At 65.3% G+C, this 22,147-nt stretch carries 18 protein-coding genes and 2 pseudogenes; 14 read left to right on the top strand and 6 right to left on the bottom strand.

Annotation, left to right across the window (positions count from 1 at the left end):
• Window positions 1–14 precede the first annotated feature (14 nt).
• Window positions 15–704, top strand: a complete 690-nt coding sequence (locus tag RHODMAR_RS21405; RefSeq protein ID WP_008718742.1) for a GntR family transcriptional regulator — start codon at window positions 15–17, stop codon at window positions 702–704.
• A 54-nt stretch (window positions 705–758) separates the two neighbouring features.
• On the opposite strand, the gene RHODMAR_RS21400 is transcribed toward RHODMAR_RS21405, so the two are convergent.
• Window positions 759–2,369, bottom strand: a complete 1,611-nt coding sequence (locus RHODMAR_RS21400) for a PucR family transcriptional regulator (RefSeq protein WP_198289505.1) — start codon at window positions 2,367–2,369, stop codon at window positions 759–761.
• Between the two features lie 122 nt (window positions 2,370–2,491).
• On the opposite strand from RHODMAR_RS21400, the pseudogene RHODMAR_RS21395 reads away from it, so the two are divergent.
• The 7 genes and pseudogenes from RHODMAR_RS21395 to RHODMAR_RS21365 all read left to right on the top strand — a co-directional run bounded on the left by RHODMAR_RS21395 (window position 2,492) and on the right by RHODMAR_RS21365 (window position 11,319).
• Window positions 2,492–3,972 (top strand): annotated as a pseudogene (locus RHODMAR_RS21395) (CoA-acylating methylmalonate-semialdehyde dehydrogenase).
• A gap of 45 nt (window positions 3,973–4,017) precedes the next feature.
• Entirely contained in the window at window positions 4,018–5,430 is a 1,413-nt protein-coding gene (locus tag RHODMAR_RS21390) for an NAD(P)/FAD-dependent oxidoreductase (RefSeq protein WP_008718736.1), read from the top strand.
• Window positions 5,427–5,810, top strand: coding sequence for a cupin domain-containing protein (locus tag RHODMAR_RS21385; protein ID WP_008718734.1), 384 nt, complete (start codon window positions 5,427–5,429; stop codon window positions 5,808–5,810). Before RHODMAR_RS21390 ends, RHODMAR_RS21385 begins: the two co-directional genes overlap by 4 nt.
• Window positions 5,807–7,252 (top strand): gamma-aminobutyraldehyde dehydrogenase, encoded by a 1,446-nt coding sequence (locus tag RHODMAR_RS21380; RefSeq protein ID WP_008718733.1) that lies wholly within the window; start codon window positions 5,807–5,809, stop codon window positions 7,250–7,252. Before RHODMAR_RS21385 ends, RHODMAR_RS21380 begins: the two co-directional genes overlap by 4 nt.
• 2 nt (window positions 7,253–7,254) lie before the next feature.
• The gene (locus RHODMAR_RS21375; RefSeq protein ID WP_008718731.1) at window positions 7,255–8,619 is read left to right on the top strand and encodes a flavin monoamine oxidase family protein; all 1,365 of its coding nucleotides are present in this window, start codon (window positions 7,255–7,257) and stop codon (window positions 8,617–8,619) included.
• Between the two features lie 34 nt (window positions 8,620–8,653).
• Window positions 8,654–10,033 (top strand): aminotransferase class III-fold pyridoxal phosphate-dependent enzyme, encoded by a 1,380-nt coding sequence (locus tag RHODMAR_RS21370; protein ID WP_008718729.1) that lies wholly within the window; start codon window positions 8,654–8,656, stop codon window positions 10,031–10,033.
• Window positions 10,034–10,446: 413 nt separating this feature from the next.
• Window positions 10,447–11,319: a PaaX family transcriptional regulator gene (locus RHODMAR_RS21365; protein WP_008718728.1), complete on the top strand. Its 873-nt coding sequence runs from the start codon at window positions 10,447–10,449 to the stop codon at window positions 11,317–11,319.
• Window positions 11,320–11,343: 24 nt separating this feature from the next.
• Here the strand turns inward: RHODMAR_RS21365 and RHODMAR_RS21360 are convergent, their stop codons facing one another.
• The gene (locus RHODMAR_RS21360) at window positions 11,344–11,757 is read right to left on the bottom strand and encodes a RidA family protein (RefSeq protein WP_008718726.1); all 414 of its coding nucleotides are present in this window, start codon (window positions 11,755–11,757) and stop codon (window positions 11,344–11,346) included.
• Between the two features lie 107 nt (window positions 11,758–11,864).
• On the opposite strand from RHODMAR_RS21360, the gene RHODMAR_RS21355 reads away from it, so the two are divergent.
• Genes RHODMAR_RS21355 through RHODMAR_RS21330 form a run of 6 tightly spaced genes read left to right on the top strand, consistent with a single transcriptional unit; the run spans window position 11,865 to window position 18,609 of the window.
• Window positions 11,865–12,710, top strand: coding sequence for a fumarylacetoacetate hydrolase family protein (locus tag RHODMAR_RS21355; protein ID WP_008718724.1), 846 nt, complete (start codon window positions 11,865–11,867; stop codon window positions 12,708–12,710).
• A gap of 50 nt (window positions 12,711–12,760) precedes the next feature.
• Window positions 12,761–13,201 (top strand): cupin domain-containing protein, encoded by a 441-nt coding sequence (locus RHODMAR_RS21350; RefSeq protein WP_198289506.1) that lies wholly within the window; start codon window positions 12,761–12,763, stop codon window positions 13,199–13,201.
• Window positions 13,198–14,136: an acyl-CoA thioesterase gene (locus RHODMAR_RS21345; protein ID WP_008718720.1), complete on the top strand. Its 939-nt coding sequence runs from the start codon at window positions 13,198–13,200 to the stop codon at window positions 14,134–14,136. Before RHODMAR_RS21350 ends, RHODMAR_RS21345 begins: the two co-directional genes overlap by 4 nt.
• Window positions 14,133–15,791, top strand: coding sequence for an AMP-binding protein (locus RHODMAR_RS21340; protein ID WP_008718718.1), 1,659 nt, complete (start codon window positions 14,133–14,135; stop codon window positions 15,789–15,791). Before RHODMAR_RS21345 ends, RHODMAR_RS21340 begins: the two co-directional genes overlap by 4 nt.
• Window positions 15,788–18,169 (top strand): bifunctional salicylyl-CoA 5-hydroxylase/oxidoreductase, encoded by a 2,382-nt coding sequence (locus RHODMAR_RS21335; RefSeq protein ID WP_008718717.1) that lies wholly within the window; start codon window positions 15,788–15,790, stop codon window positions 18,167–18,169. Before RHODMAR_RS21340 ends, RHODMAR_RS21335 begins: the two co-directional genes overlap by 4 nt.
• Window positions 18,166–18,609: an acyl-CoA thioesterase gene (locus tag RHODMAR_RS21330; protein WP_008718715.1), complete on the top strand. Its 444-nt coding sequence runs from the start codon at window positions 18,166–18,168 to the stop codon at window positions 18,607–18,609. Before RHODMAR_RS21335 ends, RHODMAR_RS21330 begins: the two co-directional genes overlap by 4 nt.
• Here RHODMAR_RS21330 and RHODMAR_RS29450 read toward each other — a convergent pair.
• The 4 genes and pseudogenes from RHODMAR_RS29450 to RHODMAR_RS21315 form a co-directional block, all read right to left on the bottom strand.
• Window positions 18,591–18,830, bottom strand: a complete 240-nt coding sequence (locus RHODMAR_RS29450; RefSeq protein WP_269744634.1) for a helix-turn-helix domain-containing protein — start codon at window positions 18,828–18,830, stop codon at window positions 18,591–18,593. The two genes, RHODMAR_RS21330 and RHODMAR_RS29450, sit on opposite strands and share 19 nt — an antisense overlap.
• A 150-nt stretch (window positions 18,831–18,980) precedes the next feature.
• Window positions 18,981–19,481, bottom strand: a pseudogene (locus RHODMAR_RS29445) (cupin domain-containing protein); the annotation flags it as partial.
• 183 nt (window positions 19,482–19,664) lie between these two features.
• Window positions 19,665–21,329, bottom strand: coding sequence for a thiamine pyrophosphate-binding protein (locus RHODMAR_RS21320; protein ID WP_008718711.1), 1,665 nt, complete (start codon window positions 21,327–21,329; stop codon window positions 19,665–19,667).
• Entirely contained in the window at window positions 21,326–22,114 is a 789-nt protein-coding gene (locus RHODMAR_RS21315) for a cyclase family protein (RefSeq protein ID WP_008718709.1), read from the bottom strand. The genes RHODMAR_RS21320 and RHODMAR_RS21315 overlap by 4 nt, the downstream gene beginning before the upstream one ends.
• Window positions 22,115–22,147: the final 33 nt, after the last annotated feature.

The raw sequence follows: 22,147 nt of genomic DNA, 5'->3' as shown, positions 1-22,147 counted from the left end.
ACGCTCTGTGAGCTATGAGCCAATCTCCCAAGCTTCCTCGCAGGCTCACCGCCCAACAGATGGCGTTGAATCATTTGCGCCAGCTGATCTCGGGCGGGTTTCTGCAGCCGGACGATCGAATTCGCCAGGAACAGCTGGCCGAGGATTTGGGGTGCAGCGTCATACCGGTTCGCGAGGCGTTGAAGACGTTGGAGGCAGAAGGCCAGGTGCAGTACGTCCCGCACCGCGGCTACCACGTCACCCGGTTGAGTATCGACGAGCTCACCGAGACGTACTTGATCCGTCGGTTGCTCGAGGACGAGATCGTTCGCATCGCGGCCCCACGTCTGGGTCCGGACGACTTCGCAGAGTTCGATCGTTTGATGGACTCGATGGAATCGGCGAGTACGGCCGCTGACATCGCAACGATGATCACCTTGAACCGCGACTTCCACTTTCGCCTCTTCGAGCGAGCCGACCGACCTCGAATGGTCGACTTCATCCGCATGCTGTGGCAGGCCACCGACTCCTATCGGGCTCGCTACTACGCCGACGCTCCCGCGCGCGAACGGGTGGATCGCGAACACCGGAGCATCGTCGATGCCTTGCGCGCCGGAGAAGTCGACCGGGCAGTCGAAGAGCTCGACCGTCACCGCGGTCACGCGGTGGCGGCACTCGCCAGCAGCCTCGAGAACGACCAACCCCGTCCGGACTCCGAGGACTAGAAGCGATGGCCGTGCTGTGGCCTCGAAGGTGGCACGGCGGTCGACCCGACAGCGTCAGAGCGCCCGAAGGTCGTTGACGAGTAGAGCCACGCCGAGAGACATCACCGACTCGGCGTCATCGAGGCTGATGCCCAAGATGTTCTCCAAGAGACGCAGGCGACCGTACAGAGCTTGGCGGCTGAGGTGGACATCGGCAGCCACCGCGGCCTTGTTGCCGCCGAGCCGGACGAAGGACCGCAGCAGCGCGAGGAGTTCGGCACGGCGCTCACTGTCGGAGGCCAGCAACGATCCGAGTTCGGACTCGACGAACGCCACGACTCGGTCGTCGTTCTGAAGCTCTGCCATGAGACCGCGTAGGCGCACATCGCTGGATCGGTACCAAGATCGACCGTCTTCGGAGAGCACATGTCCCGCCGAGGCGATGTGCATCGTCGTCCGTAGATGACGTGTCGCGCCGACGAGCGTGCTCGCCGCAGGGCCGACGCCCAGCGTGGCGCGCTGTCGTGTGCCCTGGCGGGAGTCGAGTGCCTCGTTCAAGGCGTCGAGAGTGGCGTCTTCGACGTCACCGGGCCGGAGCGCCAGCACGAGCCCGACCTGACCGTCGCCCACACCGCCGGCAATGACATCGAGTCTCGCGGAGCGAGCGGCTTCGCTGGTCGCTTCCAGCTGGGCCCGGGCTCGACGCTGCCGGACGATCTGGTCGGGAACAGCGGTGGCTCCGAAATGCACCACCACCGGCAGATACGACGGCCGCGAAGGCACACCCAAAGCGCGGGCTCTGGCGATCGCGTCCACCTCGTCTGCAACACGGGCCTCCATGAGGTCGAGCAGTAGCGACTCACGAGCTTGGAACTGCAAGCCGGCTGCATCTCGCTGCACGAGGCGCGAGAGCTGAAGCGCCTGAGCAGCGCGTTGCAGCACGACGGCGACTTCGACCGCGTCAGCGACCGGCTGTGGAGCGACCAGTCGCCCCCACGCAGATCCCCGCAAGCCCACCGGGCACGTCAACCACTCTTCGGGCCCCGTCGTACCGGGCCGGTCCAGTACCGGTGCGGACCGAGAGCGTTCCTGCCATCTGGCGAGGACGTCTCGAGGGCTCCGGTCGTGCGCAGCCAAGGCGACGACACGACGCCCGGCGTCCTCCAGGACGATCGGTTCGCCGACCAGAACGGCTGCCCGACCGACGATGGTGTCGGAGTCGGCGCTGTCGAGGCTGAGCTCGGTGAAAACCTCGTGGGTCTCCTGAGCGAAAGCCAAGCCTCGGTACTGCTCCCCAACTATCGCCCGGTGTACTGCTTCGGTCACCTCGACGAACTTCACCGGTGCCCGTAGCGCGATCAGCGGTAGCTCCAGCCTTCGTGCCTCGGCGACGACCTCGGGCGGCACGGTCGCCAGCTGGGGGCCGAGCTCGACGATCAACCCGCGAGCCTCGGTTGCCACCAGCTGGCGGACGAACGCCGCCGGGTCGGCTGTTCCGTTCGCGAAGGGCAGGCCTGTGGTCAAGACGACTTCGTGCCCGTCGAGCAGGTGGCGCACGTCCCTCACCTCGGCAACATGGACCCACCGCACCGGTCGGTCCATCCTCACACCGTCGACGACGATGTCCGGTTGCCCAACGGAAAGAGCGTTCATGCTCAGCATGGAGCGCAAGGTCGGTGTGGCCACCACGCGAGAATACGACACCTTGTACGGTTTTCGGCACATCACGCGACACAGTGAGTGTTCCTGCGAGATGAATCAAGCCTCAGACTCGAAGCGTGAGCAATGAAAACGGCCTGACGACAACGATGCACTGGATCAACGGCTCTTCGGTCGACGGCACGGGCGACCGGCTGGGCGACGTGACGAACCCGGCCACCGGAAGCGTGTCCTCCACGGTTGCGCTGGCTTCGGACGACGACGTACTGGCCGCGGTGGCATCGGCGAAGAAGGCGTTTCCGGCCTGGCGTGACACGTCCCTGGCACGTCGGGTCCAGATCATGTTCCGGTTTCGCGAGCTGCTCAACGAGCGGGCACCCGAGCTCGCGGCGATCATCACCGCCGAGCACGGCAAGGTGCTGTCCGACGCGGCGGGCGAAGTGGCTCGTGGCCAAGAGGTGGTCGAGTTCGCCTGCGGCATCCCGCACCTGTTGAAGGGCGGCTTCACCGAGAACGCGTCTACACAGGTGGACGTGCACTCGGTGCGTCAGCCGCTCGGCCCGGTCGCGATCATCAGCCCGTTCAACTTCCCGGCGATGGTGCCGATGTGGTTCTTTCCGCTAGCGATCGCGGCGGGCAACACCGTCGTGCTGAAGCCCTCCGAGAAGGTGCCCTCGGCCGCCAACTGGATCGCTGCGCTGTGGAAGGAAGCGGGCCTGCCCGACGGTGTCTTCAACGTGCTGCACGGCGACAAGGTCGCGGTCGACGGATTGTTGACCCACCCGGACGTCAAGAGCGTCTCGTTCGTCGGATCCACCCCCATCGCCAAGTACGTCTACGAGACCGGGACGGCGCACGGCAAGCGTGTGCAGGCCCTGGGCGGTGCCAAGAACCACATGATCGTGCTGCCCGACGCGGACCTCGACCTCGCGGCCGACCAGGCCGTCAACGCGGGCTTCGGCTCGGCGGGGGAGCGATGCATGGCGATCTCGGCGTGCGTCGCAGTGGGAGACATCGCGGACGAGCTCGTTGCCAAGATCAGAGAGCGCGCCGAGGCGCTGCGCACGGGCGACGGCACGTCGGGGCTGCGACAGTGGGCCCGCTGGTGACCGCGGCCTCGCGCGACCGAGTGGCGGGCTTCGTCGACGCCGGCGAAGCCGCGGGCGCGACACTGGTCGTCGATGGCCGCAACCCCGAGACGGACGCCGACGGCGAAGGCTTCTTCGTCGGTCCCACGCTGTTCGACCACGTCACGACCGACATGAGTATCTACACCGAGGAAATATTCGGCCCCGTGCTCGCCGTGATCCGTGTCGCGACGTACGAGGAGGCGGTGGCTCTGATCAATGCCAACCCCTACGGCAACGGCACCGCGATCTTCACCAACGACGGTGGAGCCGCGCGCCGGTTCCAGAACGAGGTCGAGGTCGGCATGATCGGAATCAACGTCCCCGTGCCTGTTCCGATGGCGTACTACTCGTTCGGCGGCTGGAAGAATTCTCTGTTCGGAGACAGTCACGCTCACGGTACCGAGGGCGTGCACTTCTTCACCCGAGGCAAAGTCGTCACCTCCCGCTGGCTCGACCCGAGTCACGGCGGGATCAACCTCGGCTTTCCCCTGAACGCATGATCGGTCCGAACGCTCGATCCGTCACTACCTGAAGGCGAGAACCTCATGACTGCGCATCTCACCGTTTTCGAGCGGGAGGCACCGTCGGCGAGCGCGATCGACGAGTCTCTCCGCTCGACGAAGTCGTCCGTCTTCTGGTTGGAGGACGCACCGCACGCGTCGTACCCGCAGCTGACCGCATCCCACACGGCCGACCTGACGGTCGTGGGCGGCGGCTACACGGGGCTGTGGACGGCGGTGCTGGCCAAGCGACGCGATCCCTCGGCCCGTGTGGTGCTGCTCGAGGCCCAGACGATCGGCTGGGCCGCATCGGGCCGCAACGGCGGGTTCGCCGAAGCGAGCCTGACGCACGGCGATGAGAACGGCCGCGCGCGCTGGCCCGACGAGTTCGACACGCTCGAGCGGATGGGTCTGGAGAACCTCGACGCGATCGAGCGGGACGTCGCCGAACTGAAGATGGACGTGCAGTTCGAGCGCACCGGGACGCTGTCGGTCGCCTACGAGCCGCATCAGGTGCAATGGCTGAAGGGCGCCGAGGCGGGCGTCTACCTGGATCGCGATGCCGTGCGGAAGACGATCGACAGCCCGATTTTCGCCGCTGGTCGCCGCGAAGAACACCTCTCCGCCTTGGTGCACCCGGGACGCCTGGCAGCGGAGCTGGCGCGCGTCGCCACCGACCTCGGCGTGGAGATCTTCGAGCAGTCGTCCGTGACAGGTCTGCGCACGCGCGGGTCCGGTGTCTCGGTCGAGACCGCCCGCGGCGTCGTGAAGAGCGCGAAGGTTGCGCTGGGCACCAACGTCTTCCGCCCGCTGCTGCGGCGCTCGCGTCTGTCCACCGTGCCGGTGTACGACTACGTCCTGATGAGCGAACCGCTCAGCGCCGCCCAGATGGACGACATCGGTTGGCGCGGCCGCGAGGGCCTGACCGACATGGCCAATCAGTTTCATTACTCGCGACTGTCGGCGGACAACCGGATCCTTTACGGAGGCTACGACGCGATCTATCACGCAGGCCGCCGGGTGCGTCCGGAGTACGAGGACCGGCAGTCGTCGTACCGAACGCTCGCGTCACACTTCTTGACGACCTTTCCGCAGCTGGAGGGGTTGAGCTTCAGCCACCAGTGGGGCGGCGCGATCGACACGTCCACACAGTTCTGTGCGTTCCACGGCCTCGCCCGTCGAGGCCGGGTCGCGTACGCGGCGGGGTTCACGGGCCTTGGAGTGGCTGCGACGCGATTCGCCGCCGAGGTCATGCTGGACCGCCTCGCGGGGGACCCGACACCTCGCACGCAGCTGGAAATGGTGCGCAAGAAGCCGTTGCCGTTCCCACCCGAGCCGCTCGCCAAGATCGGCATCGAAGCGACCAAGTGGTCACTCGACCGCGCTGACCACCGTGAGGGACAGCGCAACGTACTGCTCCGGACCCTCGACCGTCTCGGCCTCGGGTTCGACTCGTGAACGAGCCGGAGCTGGCTGCGCAGCGACTGCTCGCTCAGGATGCCGCGACGGTGCCTGTCGAGCACACACCCGTCGATGCCCGTGATGTGGTCGAGGGGCATCCGACGCAGGGTGCGCAGACGCTGCACGTCCAGGACGTCGTAGAGGTGGGCGTCTGGGAGATCACGTCGGGCGTCGTGGAGGACATCGAGACCGAGGAGGCCTTCGTCGTCCTCTCCGGCCGTGGCCGGATCGAGTTCGCCGACGGCAGCAGCCTGGCCCTACACGCGGGCACCGTCGTCCGGCTGCAGGCCGGCGACCGGACCCGCTGGACCGTCTACGAGACGCTCCGCAAGCTCTACGTACTCTTGCCCGACTCTGCCAAGGAAGTAACCTCGTGAGCACCGCACACACCCCGGACGTCATCCAGAACTACGTCGACGGTGCGTTGATCGACTCGGCGGCGACCGATTTCATCGAGCTCATCGATCCCACGACGGGACGCCCGGACGGTCGATCACCGATCTCCACCGCCGACGAGGTCGACGCCGCCTTCCGCGCCGCCAAGCGGGCGTCGAAGACATGGAAGCGTTCGACGCCGAAGGCGCGCCAGCTGGCGCTGCTGAAGATCGCGGACGCGGTCGAGGCCGCGCGTGACGAGCTGGTCGAGCTGCAGTCGCGCGATACCGGCCAGATCAAGGCGCACATCGCGACCGAGGAGATCGACCAGGGTGTCGACCAGCTGCGCTTCTTCGCGGGCGCGGCCCGGCTGCTGGAGGGTAAGGCGACCGCCGAGTACGCCGAGGGTCTGTCGTCGAGCATCCGCCGTGAGCCCATCGGCGTCGTCGCGCAAGTGACGCCGTGGAACTACCCGTTCGCGATGGCGATCTGGAAGATCGCTCCGGCTCTGGCTGCCGGCAACACGATCGTGCTGAAGCCGAGCGATACCACCCCGCGCTCGACCGTCCGCCTGGCCGAGATTGCAGGCGAGATCCTGCCGGCAGGCGTCTTGAACGTCGTCAACGGTGATGCAAGCACGGGTCGCCTGCTGGTCGAGCACCCCGTTCCAGGCCTGGTTGCCATCACCGGGTCGGTGCGCGCAGGTATCGAGGTGGCCGTCGCAGCGGCCCGGAACCTCAAGCGCGCGCACCTCGAGCTCGGTGGCAAGGCTCCTGCGGTCGTGTTCGCCGACGCCGACCTGCAGACGGCTGTCGAGGGCATCGCAGTCGGGGGATTCTTCAACGCCGGTCAGGACTGCACCGCCGCTACGCGCGTCATCGTGCACGAGAGCGTCCGTGACGAGCTGCTGCGGCTGCTGGTCGCGCAGGCGGAGGCTTCCAGCCCGGGCACACCGGACGACGAGTCTGCCGCGTTCGGGACGCTGAACAACGCGGGTCACCTCGCGTCCGTCGAGCGGATGATTGCGGGGCTCGGCGAGCACGCGACGATCGAGACCGGCGGTGCGCGCGTCGACCGCGACGGCTTCTACTTCCAACCCACCGTGATCTCCGGTGTCCGCCAGGACGACGCGATCGTCCAGCAGGAGGTCTTCGGGCCCGTGCTGACGGTGCAGTCGTTCGCGACCGACGACGAGGCGACCGACCTTGCCAACGACGTGCCGTTCGGCCTCGCGGCCAGCGTCTGGACCAAGGACCACGGTCGCGCGCTGCGGATGACCGCCGAGCTCGAGTTCGGGTGCGTGTGGGTCAACACCCATATCCCGTTCGTGTCCGAGATGCCGCACGGCGGGTTCGGGGCATCGGGTCACGGCAAGGACCTGTCGGCGTACGGGCTCGAGGAGTACACCCGGGTCAAGCACGTCATGAGCAACGTGGAGGCATGAGCATGCAACTCCAGCACAGTCGCGAGACTGTCGACGTCATCGTCGTCGGGGCCGGTGCCACGGGACTGTCCGCGGCGCACGCGCTGCAGCGGGCGGGACGGTCGGTCGTGGTGCTCGAGGCGCGCGACCGCGTGGGCGGACGGTTGTGGACCGACGAGGTCGACGACGTCGAATTGGAGCTCGGTGGCCAATGGGTCTCGCCGGACCAGGAAGAGCTGCTGCGCGTGATCGACGAGCTGGGTCTCGAGACCTTCTCGCGCTACCGCGAGGGCAAATCGGTCTACATCGGCATCACGGGGGAGCGCCGCACGTTCGAGGGCGAGCAGGTCCCGGTCTCACCGAATGTGGAGAAGGAGATGGTCCGTCTCACCGAGTTGCTGGACTCCCTTGCCGCGCAGATGGATCCCGCCAGGCCGTGGGAGACGCCCTCGGCGGATGAGCTGGACCGCCAGAGTTTCTCTTCGTGGCTGGACGAGCACTGCAGCGAACGCGAGGCCCGCGACAATATCGGGATGTTCATCGCCCAGGCGATGCTGACCAAGCCTGCGCACAGCTTCTCGGTGCTCCAGGCCGTGCACATGGCCGCGAGCGCAGGCAGCTTCAGTCACCTCGTCGACTCCGAGTTCATCCTCGACAAGCGAGTCGTCGGCGGCCTGCAGAGTGTCCCGCTGGCGCTGGCCGAGCGGCTCGGCGACGCGGTGCGACTAGGTGTCGACGTCGAGCGGGTGCGGTGGAGCGACGCTGGCGTAGAGGTCGTTGCCGGCGACCTGACAGTGGCAGCGCAGCACATCGTGGTGGCCGTTCCACCGACTGTTGTGTCGCGCATCCGCTTCGACCCGCCACTACCCTCGCCGCAGCGAGAAGCACGCCAGCACCAGTCGTTCGGCCAGGTCATCAAGGTGCACGTGACCTACCCGACGCCGTTCTGGCGTGACGCCGGCCTGTCCGGGACAGTCTTCAGCCCGTACCAGTTGGTCCACGAGGCGTACGACAACACCAACCACGGCGACACACGCGGGACACTCGTCGGCTTCGTCTCCGACGACCGCGCCGACGAGGTGCGCGCAATGACGGCCGATCGTCGTCGTGATCTGGTTCTGCAATCGCTTGTGAACTATTACGGTGACGACGCGTTGTCTCCGTCGTCGTACTACGAGAGCGACTGGACCTCCGAGGAGTTGGGACAAGGTGCCTACGCCACGAGCTTCGACCTCGGCGGCCTGACTCGGTTCGGACCGGTGATGCGGCAGCCGATCGGTCCCATCCAAATCGGCAGCTCCGACGTCGCCGGGCTGGGATTTCAGCACGTAGACGGCGCTCTGCGCGTCGGAGCCGAGATGGCCGCAGCCGTCGTCTCGTCTCGCTAACCCCCAAACCACCCAGGCCATCGAGGAGTTGTCCATGAACGTCAAGAACCCCGACCACGACCGTCTGCAGAAGTCGGCCAAGGATCACCTGATTCTGCACTTTTCCAAGCAGGAGATCGACGACCTCATGGTCCTGGACCGTGGTGAAGGTCCGTACGTGTACGACACCCACGGCAAGCAGTACATCGATGCCTTGTCGAGCCTGTTCTGCTCGCAGCTGGGCTACTCGTACGGTGCCGAAATGGCCGAGGCAGCCAGCAAACAGCTGACGCAGTTGGCTTTCAACACCAGCTGGGGCACGGCGCACCCGGCGACGATCGATCTGGCGGAGAAAGTCAGCAGCCTGGCCCCGGCCGACGACTACCGCGTCTTCTTCACCGGCGGCGGGTCGGAGTCGGTCGAGTCGGCGTGGAAGATGGTGCGCGAGCACTTCATCGCGATCGGCCAACCGCAGCGCACCAAGGCCATCGCGCGTGACCGTGCGTACCACGGCGTGACACTGGGAGCGCTGTCGTTCACGGGCGTCCCGCCGTTCAAGGAGGGTTTCGGGACCCCGCCGATCGAGGTCACGAAGGTGTCCAACACCAACCGGTTCCGCGCGCCCGACGGCCACGACGAGGCGGCGTTCTGCGCGCGTCTGCTGGCCGAGGTCGAAACCGCGGTGATCGCGGCCGGCGCGGACGAGGTCGCCTTGATCATCGCTGAGCCGGTACAGAACGCAGGTGGCTGCTTCACGGCACCGGCGGGCTACTGGACGGGTCTGCGCGCGATCGCCGACAAGTACGGCATCCTGCTGATGGCCGACGAGGTCATCACCGGGTTCGGCCGCATCGGAGAATGGTTCGCGTCGTCGCGTGAAGGCGTCGCGCCCGACCTGATCAGCGTCGCGAAGGGCCTGACATCGGCGTACGCCCCGATGGGTGCTGCTCTGGTCCGCGAGCACGTGGTCGCACCCCTGGTGGAGCACAACAAGGTTTTCCGTCACGGCATCACGTTCGGCGGCCACCCGCTCAGCGCGGCCCTGGCGTCCAAGAGCATCGAGATCATCGAGCGAGACCAGGTGCTCGAGAACGTCCGGTCACAGGCCGGCGCGCTCGGTGACCGCGTCAAGGGGCTGCTGGACCTGCCGATTGTGGGGGACATCCGCGGCGCAGGCTTCTTCTGGGCCATGGAGTTGGTCAAGGACGAGGAGGCTACCCGCTTCGACCAGGCCGAGCGCGACGAGCTGCTGCGAAGGTTCCTGCCCAAGCGGCTGCGCCAGGCCGGACTCATCGCTCGTTGCGATGACCGCGGCGACGCGGTCCTGCAGATCGCTCCGCCGCTGATCAGTGACGCGGCCCTGCTCGACGACATTGCAGAACGCCTCCGCGACGTCCTGACCGACGCGCAAGCTCACATGGCGCTCACCCGCTGACCCCGCACCGCCGTGCCGGCTTCCTGCCGTGGGTAGACCACGGTCCGGTCGGGATGGGCACGTCATCTTCAATCGCGCGAGCGAGGTGTGGCCGTGGATCTTCTCGACGGACACCGCATCGTGACCGTGACGGACCGAGAGATGCACGGTCTGTTCGTTCACCGCGAACAAGCCGTGCATGAACGGTACTGCGGCAGAACGCAATCGGTGTTTCAGCCCGACGCGTGCACCGAGCTCGAACAATGCCATTCCCAGCTCGATAGTATTGCCGCGCTGCGAAAGCCAGCCGACATCCGCCAGGTCGACCGACAATCGATGCGTGGTCGGGTCGGAGAATGCTCGGTGCGGGCCGAACAGGCGGGTTCGTGGCTCGGTTCGGTAGATATGGATTCGGCGTGTGGTTGGATTGTCCGGTGGTGGACTTCGACGGCTCCGACGTGTTGGGTGATGCCGACTCGGGCGATGGTGCCGCAGATCTCACCGATCGATCACTACCGCCGCGGTCGCTCATCGTCACCGTGGTCGGGCTTTACGTCCGCGAGTTCGGTGGATGGGTCAGTGTCAGCAGTCTGATTCGTTTGATGGAACCGGTGGGGGTGGACGCGCCCGCCGTGCGGTCCGCGGTGTCGAGACTCAAACGGCGCGGAATCCTGGTAGCCGAGAAGCGCGGCACCACAGCGGGATACGCGCTCTCAGCGGTAGCTCGCGACATCCTGGCCATCGGTGACCGACGAATTTTCGCTCGGCCCGCGGCAGTCGACGAAGACTGGACCATGGTGGTCTTCTCGGTTCCCGAAAGCGAACGAAGCAGCAGGCACGCGTTACGGACTCGCCTGGCTGGGCTCGGATTCGGCAATGTCACCTCGGGTGTATGGATCGCACCGGCACACCTCGCCGACGACTGCGCCCAGGCGCTGGCCGTGGACGGACTGGACGCGTACGCCGACGTCTTCGTCGGAGCGCGTCTGGCCTACGCGGACCTGTCGGTGCGGGTATTGCAATGGTGGGACCTCGAGGCGCTCGGTGCCGCCTATAGCCGGTTCTTCGTCCAGTTCGAGGTACTACGCGAGACGTGGACAGACGCGTCACCCGCCGAGCATCCCGGGGAGGCGTTCGCCGACTACATCCGCGCACTGACTGCCTGGAGGCGGCTTCCGTACCGCGACCCAGGGCTGCCCGCTCACCTTCTTCCACAACCTTGGCCTGGTGAGCGGGCCACCGCGTTGTTCGCAGATCTTCGAGAGCTGCTGGAGAAGCCGGCACATACCTTCGTCGATCGAGTCTGAGCCGGCGTCCTGGGTGCGCAAAGCCTAGGAGCGGATCACACGATCCTCGGGAATCACTGCAACAGCAGTTATTTCGATCAGAGCCTCCGCTTGCCACAGCCCTGTGGTTCCGATTCCGGCCATCGCCGGATAGACCGGCCCAGCGAGTTCACGCCAGACGCGTCCGATCTCCCGACCGTGCGCCTGGTAATCGGGAATGTCGGTCAGGAAGATCGTGATATTGGTCAGGTCTTCGGGTTGTCCACCCGCTGCGGCCAGGGTGGTCAGCACATTCGAGAACGACTGGCGGAACTGCTCGACGATCCCACCGGGGACGATGTTCATGTTCTTGTCGAGGGCCGTCTGTCCGCCCAAGTAGAGAGTGTTGCCGGCCAAGGTGCCGTGTGAAAAGCCCTTGGGCGTCGGCAGCTGGGGTGGATTGACGGTGTGGTGGGCCATGGGTGGTCCCTTCCGAGAGTCGTCGGATGTCTGTATTCCCAATAAGTATTGCGCACTTGCGACGATCGTGCAAAACTCGACACAAGATCACGTCGGAAGGACACACGATGAGGCTCGCAACACTCGAATTCGACAGCGGGGAAACCGTTGCGGCGGCTGCGCACGCAGACGGCTGGGTGGCCCTACCTGCACAATCGCTGTCGGAACTGCTTCGTTCCGGCTGGTCCGTACCCAGCTCGGGTGTTGTGGAGGGCCCGCAGGTCACCGGCGCACTCGTTCTCCCGCTGCCTGCGCCCGCCAAGGTGATCTGCTGTGGATTGAACTACGGCGAGCACATCGCAGAGACCGGTCGCGACCTGCCGACCCATCCGACGTTGTTCACGAAGTTCGCCGACTCCCTCATCGGTCCGACGGACGAGGTGGTGATATCGGACGAGGTCAGCGCCGACTGGGAAGCCGAACTTGCTGTGGTCGTGGGCCGCACGCTGACACGCGCGTCACGCGCCGAAGCAGCCGAGGCGATCCTGGGCTACACCGTCGCGAACGACGTATCGATGCGCGATTGGCAACGCCGCACGCTGCAGTGGTTCCAAGGAAAAGCCTGGGACGCAACCACTCCGGTAGGACCGGTGATCGTCACCGCCGACGACATCGACCCGACCGCCGGACTCACGATCACGTGCCGGGTCAACGGCGTCGAGGTCCAACGCGACAGCACGAGCACATTGGTATTCGATTCTGCCGAATTGCTCTCGTACATATCGACTTTCACTACTCTGCGTGCCGGCGATCTCGTACTCACCGGCACTCCTGGCGGAATCGGCATGGCGCGTGAGCCTGCCTGGTTCCTCGCCGACGGCGACGTTCTCGAAACAGAGATCGAGGCCATCGGCACCCTCACCAACACGGTCCGGGTCACCGAGCCGGCCTCTCGAGCAAGGAGAACAGCATGACCACCCAATTCGATTCCAACGCCGGATACCTCCTGCAAGGGGACAACTCGATGTACGCGAGCGCAGGTGGGCAGGTCGTTCCTGTAGTCACCCGGGCCGGCGAGGAGGACGGCCGGACCGGTCAGACGGAGGGCGCGGTACGAATCTCGGGCGTCAGTCCACAACACACACCGGCGACGAAGATCTGGTACGGAAAGGTCAGCAACGAACCGGGATACCGTTCTCTCGCACACCATCACGGAGAGGCCGAGACGGGTGGTTACGTTCTCTCCGGTCGTGCCCGCATCTACTTCGGCGAGAACTACTCGGAGTACATCGATATGAACGAGGGCGATTGGGTCTTCGTCCCGCCGTTCATGCCGCACATCGAATGCAACCTCAGCCGCACCGAGCCCCTGCATTGGCTGACCACCCGGACGCCGGACAATATCGTCGTCAATCTAGCTCCGGTAGATGATGATTCGCTTCGCGACTGGTCGGACCGACCGTGACACCGTCGGTGGCGACCTCCGCCATGGTCACCCGATGCGTGTCGTTGGCCGAGGTCGAGCCGCGTCATGCGGACCTCGGTTTCACCGCACGGACTCAGGCGTGTCCGTGGCCCAAGGCGTACGGCGGTGACATGGTCGCCCAGGCGTCAGCCGCGGCCATGCGTTCGGTGACCGACGGCAAGTCGATGCACTCGATGCACTCGTATTTCCTGCGGCCCGTCGACATCGATGCCGAGGTGCACTACGCCGTGGAGGTGATTCGCGATGGTCGCCGATTCGCGACCCGGCAGGTGCGCGCATATCAGAACGACAAAGTCACCTACATCGGCATGGTGTCTTTCGCAGCCGGTGGTCCCGGAGGGTCACTGAGCAGCGCGGTACCCACCGATGTTCTTGCGCCAGAATCTCTTCCGTCGTCGGCGCAATACCTGGCCGGCCATGCCGTCTCCGACGAGAACACGATGACCACGGTTTCGAAGGAGTACTGGTCGGTCGGTCGTAGCTTCGACATGCGGCACGTGCCGGGTCCGGTGTACCTCGATATCGAGGGTGGGCGAAGCCCTCACCAGGCCATCTGGGTGCGCCCCTTCGACCGGCTACGTCCGGTGGACGGTCTGTCCGATGCTCAGAGGGACCTCGCCGCGCTCGCGTACGTCTGCGACTACACCATCCTCGAGCCCGTACTTCGTGCGCTGGGGCATCCCTGGGCCGAGAAGGGGCTCGTCACAGCCAGTCTCGATCACGCGATGTGGTTCCACCGCACCCCCGAGCCGGGTGCGATGGACGGCTGGTTGCTCTACGTCCAGGAGGCGGTTGCCGCCGATCGAGGTCGCGGCGTCGGCCTGGGCAAATTCTTCACCCCCGAAGGAATCCACCTGGCCACCGTCGTCCAGGAGGGCATGATCGATGCCGAGACGACAGGAGCCGTGCAATGACCGCGGACACAGTACAAGCCCTCACCCGCAGCGCACACGTGGATACGTTCGCGCGAGACAACCTTCCACCCGCCGAGTTGTGGCCGGTCCTCGAATTCACGACCCCCGATCTGCAGTATCCGGAGCGACTCAATGCCGGTGCCGAACTGATCGAGCGTGCAGTCGAGCAGTTCGGTGAACAGCACCATGCTCTTAGGACCCCGGATGGAATCGCCTGGACGTTGGGTGAGCTCCGCGACCACACACACCGGATTGCCCGGGTGCTCACCGAGGACCTCGGACTCGTGCCGGGCAACCGGGTCCTGCTGCGTTCGCCCAACACGCCTATCGCGGTAGCGGCGTGGCTCGCGATCATCGAAGCGGGCGGGATAGCCGTTGTGGTGATGAGCGCCCTGCGTTCTCGCGAACTGGCACCGATCGTGGACAAGACCGGACCTGTCATCGCACTGGTAGATTCGCGATTCGCGCAGGATCTGCACACGGTGCGCGACGAGGGCCATCCCGAACTGGTGGTGGTTCCCTTCGGAGGGGACGATTCCGACGATCTGATGGTTCGTTCGGCAGGCAAGCCGACCGACTTCGTGGCAGTCGATACCGCGGCAGACGATGTCGCGTTGCTGTGCCCGACATCCGGGAGTACGGGAACCCCGAAGATCACGATGCACTTCCACCGCGACGTGCTCTCGATAGACAACACGTTCGGCAAACACGGTCTCGGCCTCGGGCCCGGCGACGTGGTCGCGTGCACTGCGCCGATGGCGTTCACCTTCGGTCTGGGGATGCTGGTGGTGTTTCCGTTGCGGGCCGGCGCCTGCGCGCTGCTCACCGATGCGGTGGCCCCTGCCGCACTCGCCGATGTGGTGCACAGCGAGGGGGTTTCGGTCCTGGCCACCGCTCCCACGGCATACAAGCAGATGATCAAGGCCGGGAAGATCACGCAGCTGGCGGGCCTGCGGACAGCGGTCAGCGCGGGCGAGCATATTTCCGCCGGGGTGTGGAACCACATCCGGGACGCCGTCGGTCTTGAGATCGTCGACGGAATCGGTGCCACAGAACTGCTTCATATCTTTCTGTCCACCGCTGCAGCGAGCGAGACACGAGAGGGTTCGACAGGTAAGCCGCTGCCCGGTTATCGGGCCGAGATACTCGGTGACGATGGAGAGCCGGTGGCAGCGGGCGTACCCGGTCGGTTGGCGGTGATCGGTCCTGTCGGATGCCGATACCTCGCCGACGAGCGTCAGCACGAGCGGGTGGAGAACGGTTGGAACGTCACGGGCGACACGTTCTATCGGGACGCGGACGGCTACTTCTTCTACTGCGCTCGAACCGATTCCATGATCGTGTCCTCGGGCTACAACATCGGTGCTCCAGAGGTCGAGGCCTGCATCGATATGCATCCGGACGTCGTGGATTCGGCCGTCATTGCCGAGGCGGACGCCGAACGCGGACAGATCGTCAGCGCGTTCGTCGTGCTTCGCTCGGGAGTCACTCAAGACTCTGCGACCACAAAATCCATTCAGGATCACGTCAAAGCCGAACTGGCACCGTACAAGTACCCCAGAAAAGTTCGCTTCCTCGACGCACTGCCGAGAAATTCGAGCGGCAAACTTCAGCACTTCAAGCTTCGCGAAACGATACAGGAGAGCACATCATGAGGATTGCCATCGTGGGTGGAGGGCCCGGCGGCCTGTACTTCGCTGCCCTCGCCAAACAGCTCGATCCCAGTCACCGAATCGACGTCTGGGAACGCAACGCGCCCGACGACACATTCGGCTTCGGCGTCGTGTTCTCGGACGAGACACTCGGCAGCATCGAAGGTGCCGACGCCGTCGTGCATACCGAGATGGAGCGGCGGTTCGCTCGTTGGACGGATATCGATGTCGAGATCGACGGTCGCTCGTACACGGTGGGCGGGCAGGGATTTGCGGCGATGAGCCGCAAGGAGCTGCTGGCCATCCTGCAGCAGCGCGTCGCCGAGCTGGGTATCGAGGTGCAGTACCGGACCGAGGCACCCGATACCGACGTTCTGCGAGCGTCATACGACTTGGTGATCGCCTGCGACGGTTTGAATTCCGCCGTCCGTACCCGGTACGCGGATGCTTTCCGGCCGACGCTGGACCGTCGCGACAACAAGTACATCTGGTTCGGCACCGACAAGGTGTTCGAGGCATTTCAGTTCCTCGTCAGGCACACCGAATTCGGAACGATGCAGATCCACGGTTATCCGTACTCGGATCAGGGTTCGACGTTCATCGTCGAAATGCACGAGGATGTCTGGCGGCGGGCCGGTCTCGACGCGACCGAGGACCAGCACTTGCCGCCGGGAGTGTCCGATACCTATGCGGCCGAACGGATTCGCGAGATATTCGCAGATGATCTCGGTGGTCACGAAATTCTGACCAACAACTCGAAGTGGTTGTCGTTCCAGACTGTTCGCAACGAACGGTGGTTCGACGACAACGTGGTGTTGCTGGGCGACGCGGCGCACACGGCCCACTTCTCCATCGGATCGGGGACGAAGCTCGCGATGGAGGATGCGTTGGCTCTGGCCGCCTGCGTGCACGAACATTCCGACATCGCCGACGCGCTGGCTGCGTATCAGGTCGAACGGAAGCCGGTAGTGGAGAGTACCCAGCGGGCGGCCCAGGCTTCGCTGGAGTGGTTCGAGAACATCGGCCTCTACGCCGATCAGGAAGACACACAGTTCGTCTTCAATTTGCTGACCCGTTCTCGCAGAATCACGTTCGAGAACCTCGGCGAGCGCGACGAAGAATTCGCGGCACTGGTGCAGCAGCGCTTTGCCGATACCGTCGCGGGTGAGAAGGTGGTCGAATCGGCGCCCGCGATGTTCCAGCCGGCACGCATCGGTGAACTGGACCTGGTCAACCGCATCATGCTCTCGCCGATGGACATGTATTCGGCCGTGGACGGTCTGCCCGGCGAGTTCCATCTGGTTCATCTCGGTTCCAAGGCGCTCGGTGGTGCAGGTCTGCTGATGACCGAGATGACGTGCGTGTCCGAGGAAGCCCGGATCACGCTGGGCTGCCCGGGACTGTGGACAGACGAGCAGCGCGATGCCTGGGCCCGGGTGACGGCGTTCGTGCACGGCAACAGTGCTGCGAAAATCGGAGTGCAGCTGGGCCATTCGGGTCGTAAGGGATCGACGAAGCTGATGTGGGACGGCATCGACGAGCCGCTTGATTCGGGCAATTGGGAGCCGGTGGGACCATCGCCGCTACCGTACGGCGAGGGATGTCATGTTCCGCGTGAGGCAACTCGCGAGGACATGGATGTCGTGGTGGCCGATTTCGTCGCAGCGGCGCAGCGCGCCGTGGACGCCGGGTTCGACCTGATCGAAGTCCATGCGGCACACGGGTATCTGCTCTCGTCGTTCCTGTCGCCGGTTGCGAACGTCAGAACGGACTCGTACGGCGGCAGTCTGGAAAACCGATTGCGGTTCCCGCTCGAGGTCTTCGATGCCGTCCGACGCGCGGTCCCGTCGAGCTTCCCCGTCTCCGTGCGTATTTCGGCGACCGACTGGGCTCCGGACGGAAACACCGTGGACGACGCCGTCGAGATCGTTCGGGCGTTCGTCGAACACGGCGCCGCCGCCATCGACGTGTCCTCCGGCCAGGTGACCAAGGACGAGAAGCCGGCGTTCGGACGGTCGTATCAAACTCCGTTCGCCGACCGGATACGTCACGAGGTGGCCGCGGCCGCGGGAGTGGCGGTCATCGCCGTGGGGGCGATTTCGTCGTACGACGATGTCAATTCCATTCTGCTGGCCGGCCGTGCAGACATCTGCGCACTCGGCCGTCCGCACCTCTACGACCCGCAGTGGACGCTGCATGCTGCTGCGGAACAGGAGTACCGAGGACCTGGAGCACAATGGCCGGTGCAGTGGCACGCGGGCCGGCGACGTCCACCGACGTCTCGTACCGACAAGGTCCCGCCGCGGCTGTCGTTGCTTCGGGACGGTTCCGACCACGCCGCCCATGTGCGCTGGCGTCCGAGAAGTACAGTGCCTGCATGACTTTTTCGCTGACGGGCCGGGTCGAATGGGTGGACACCGATGCCGCAGGCATCTACCACAACAGCACTGTCGTTCGGTTCGTCGAATCTGCCGAGGCCGCACTCGTTCGCGAGTGTGGCCTCGTCGGCTATTTTCCGGTAGCCCCACGAGTTCGGTACGAGGTCGATTTTCACGCACCGCTGTATTTCGGACAGGAGGTCACGACGGACCTCGACATCGCACACCTCGGGTCGGCGTCGATGCGGTTCGAGTTCTCGATCTGGGGTGAGGCGTTCGAGGGGCGAGATCGAGAACTGGCGGCGAAGGGCGCGTACGTCATCGTGCACATCGACCGCTCGGTCTCGGGAGCCGCTGCGGCACCGTGGCCGGCGCATTGGCGAGAGGTTCTGCAGGGCCTGGTCGAGACACCGGCTCAGGCCGGTCAGGACGCGAGAGTCTGAGACGGGCTCAGGCCGAACTCGGAGCGATAGAACTGTGAGAACCGACCGAGATGGAAGAACCCCCATCTGGTCGCAACTTCGGTGACACTGGTGCCGTCGGGAGTAGCGTCGAGTAGATCGGCATGAGCACGTGCCAGACGAGCTCTCCGTAGTTCCTCGAGTGGAGTCGTTCCGCGCTCACGTTGGAAGGCGGCTTGCAGTGTTCGGGGACCGACGCCCACTCTGGTAGCCAATTCTGCTACTCGCCAGGGGTATTCGGGTTGTTCGTGGATCAGATCCAGTGCGCAACGAACGGTTCGGGACGTCAGTGCGGTCAGTGTCGGCTGAGGCGACTGCGTCGAGTTGTTCGGTTGCGCTGCAAGCAGTCCCGCCACGACGACTTGCTCGAAGTGACTCGCGGCCAAGGGTGAGGAGAGTATCCCGGTTTCTCGCTCGGCCTCGTCGCAGGCAAGGTTGACAATTCTCATCCAGCTCGACATCGCCGGTGAGTTCATGTCCACCAGTGGGTGGAACACGACGGGTTCGGACGAGGTGCCGGGCTCCGATTCCGCGGCCGACTGCACTGCGTCGCGGGGAATGTGCACGAGAAGTTGTTCGCAATCGGCCGACCATTCCATGTCGACGTGCAGCGTCGGTGACGGCAGGGAGGCGAACCGTCGGTCGGATTGCACGACGGTATCGCCGACCTTGACTCGCGCGGTGCCGTTGAGCGGAATCTGCACGAGGTAGAAGGACTCGAAGGCGCCGGGGGTGATGCGCACGTCCTGTCCGTAGCGGAGGTAGTTGATGCCGATTCCGCCGACCGAAGCAGCATTGTGGACTACCGACAGTCCGCCGTTGCGTGCCTTCACCGTCAGGCGGTGCGGGCAGAACGACTGGCCGACCGACTAGCGTGCCTCGTCCAGGTCGGCGGTGGCCAGCACGGGGTGACGGCGAAGCAGAGCAGACATGACGGTCCTCACCTTCCGGGCTGTGTGACCTCCATCATAGCCGCGGAATGTTGCGAGGATGTATCGATCGTCGAAAATCGACGATACTTATGCCGCATGCTCAGCTCAGTGGCCCTTGAATGCCTCGGCCAGCCACCATGCACCGCCGTCTGCGGCAATCTTGGCGTCGACCACCATGACCCCATCCGGTGCTGCGGCCCAGCGACGTACCTCGTCCAGGTCGGCGAGAGTGCGTACCGTCACGCCGCGGGCACCGAGTCCTCGTGCTGCAGCGGCGATATCGACGTCAGGGAAGGTGACGGTGGTCAGGTCTGCAGGCGCTCCGTCGTCTGGCAGGTGTTGGAAGTGGTGCACCTCCGCGCCGTAGGCCGCGTCGTTGTACACCGCTACCAACATCGGCCGTCCCAGTCGGACCGCGGTCTCGAGTTCCGAGATGCCCATCATGAAGCCGCCGTCGCCCGTACCCACCACCGCAAGACGATCGGGCTGAGCCAACGCTGCTCCGATGCCACTGGACAGCCCGAGGCCGATGGATTGAAACGCCTGCGTGAAACAGAAACCCATGTGATCGGGGACGCGGAGGTACGTCGACGGATACCCCATGAAATTTCCCGAGTCGATGGCCACGACGCGGTCCGTGGGCAGCATCTCGTCCAAGGCGTTCGTGAACGGACGCGGGTCGATGGTCTCGGACGTGGACAGGTCCGGAGTCTCGGTATCGTTCCACCATCGACGGGCAGCGAGCTGTGTCGACACGCGGGGCGTCCGGTAACCGGTGCGCGCCGCGGAGTGTCGACTCAGTTCGGTGCGAACGTCGATCGCGGTCGATGAGCAGTCGCCGTGAATTCCGAGGTCCACCGGGCGATGCGCGCCCAGCGCGGAGGCGGTGTCGTCGATCTGGACCACTCGGGCGTCTGCTCCGATCAACGATCCGTGCCGCATCGTCCACATGTTCAGTGCGCAACCCCACCCCACGACGAGGTCTGCGTCCGAAATCAATTGTGCGGTCAGCGGAGCCGAGAATCCGCCGGAGATTCCCAGATCGAATTCTTCGCCCCGAAACAGGCCGTTTGCCACTGCAGAGGTCGCCACGAGAGCCCCGGCGTGGTCGGCCAGGGCCGAGATCTCCGGGCCCGCACCGCGGCCGCCACGGCCGGTGACGAACACCGGTCGCGACGACCCCGCGAGCAGGGCCGCGAACTGCTCGACCGCCGACTGCGCCGGACGCACCGGTTCGGGAGCCGAGGGGCGCGCAAGCGTGCCGGCGTATTCCGGTGCGGGAGCGGACTGGACGTCGAGCGGCAGGTTGAGCACCACGGTGCGACGGTCGTGCACGGCGGTCTGCCACGCTCGGGTCACGTCGGCGATGGCGGTCGCCGCCGAGTGCACACGCTCGGAGACAGCGCCGACGCTGCGGGCCAGTGCGTCTTGGTCGATGCGGAAGTTCGACAATCGCGACGATGCCGCGACGTCTGCGGCCAACACGATGACGGGGGTGCGGCTCTTGGCGGCCTCGCCGATGCCGGTCATCGCGTTCGTCAGCCCGCAACCCTGGTGCACGCTGACGATTGCGGGTAGCGCTGCAAGGCGGGCGAATCCATCGGCCATCGACGCAGCGCCTCCTTCGTGGCGTGCCGCTGTGTAGGGGATGCCGCGTGCGATCAGGGCATTGGTGACGTCGAAGTTACCGCTACCGACGACACCGAAGATGTGGCCGACGCCGAGATCGGCGAGCACGTCCGCCACCAGGTGTGCAACCGTGCGCGTCATGCCGGGACGAATGCGAGAACGCGTGCAGGAGCACCGGTTCCGCCGACGATGGGTAGGGGTGACACCACGAGTACTGCACCCGTGACGGGGAGTTGGTCGAGGTTCTGCAGTTGGGTGACCCCGTACTTGTCCGCACCGAGCAAATGGTGGTGCACGGGAAACATCGGCTCCATCGCTGCCGCTTGGCCTGCGTCCACGCCCACGGTCTCGACGGCGAATCCGGAGATGGCCGACTGAGCCAGCCACTGCGCACCTGCCGTCGACACGCCGGGACTGTGCGGGCCGCTGTCGTCTGCGTTCAAGAACGCTTCTGCGTCCTGGTTACGAGCACTCCATCCGGTGCGGAAGACCAACCAGGCGTTGTCCGGAAGCGGACCGTTCTGTGCCACGAACTCGTCCAGATGGGCGGGCTCGAGCAGGAAATTCGGGTCCGACGCGACCTCGGCGGTGAAGTCCAGCACGACGGCTGGACCGACGAGTCGTGACGGAGGAATCGTATCGACGGTGTGACCGTACCGGCCGGTCGCCCAGTGGGCGGGCGCATCGACATGTGTTCCGGTGTGCTCGCCGGTGTGGATGTTGTTCCATCCCCAGCCGGGGCCTGCATCGTCGAAGTCGCTGACCGGCTCCAGTGACAACGAGATCGTGTTCGCGAACGGTGCGGGCAGTTGCAATACCGGAGTCGTGGAGGACAGGGGAGCCGTCAAGTCGACGACGCGTATCGCGCCGTTCGCCAGCTCGGTCAACAGGCTGGTGAGTGTCGCGGTTGTCGCTGGAGTGGTCATCGGTCGAGCCTTTCGTCGGTTCTGTGGAAGTTA

Source organism: Rhodococcus sp. AW25M09, from assembly GCF_000333955.1.
Lineage (GTDB): Bacteria > Actinomycetota > Actinomycetes > Mycobacteriales > Mycobacteriaceae > Rhodococcoides.
Note: the sequence above shows the minus strand (reverse complement) of the source record. Positions and strands in the feature narration are given on the sequence as shown.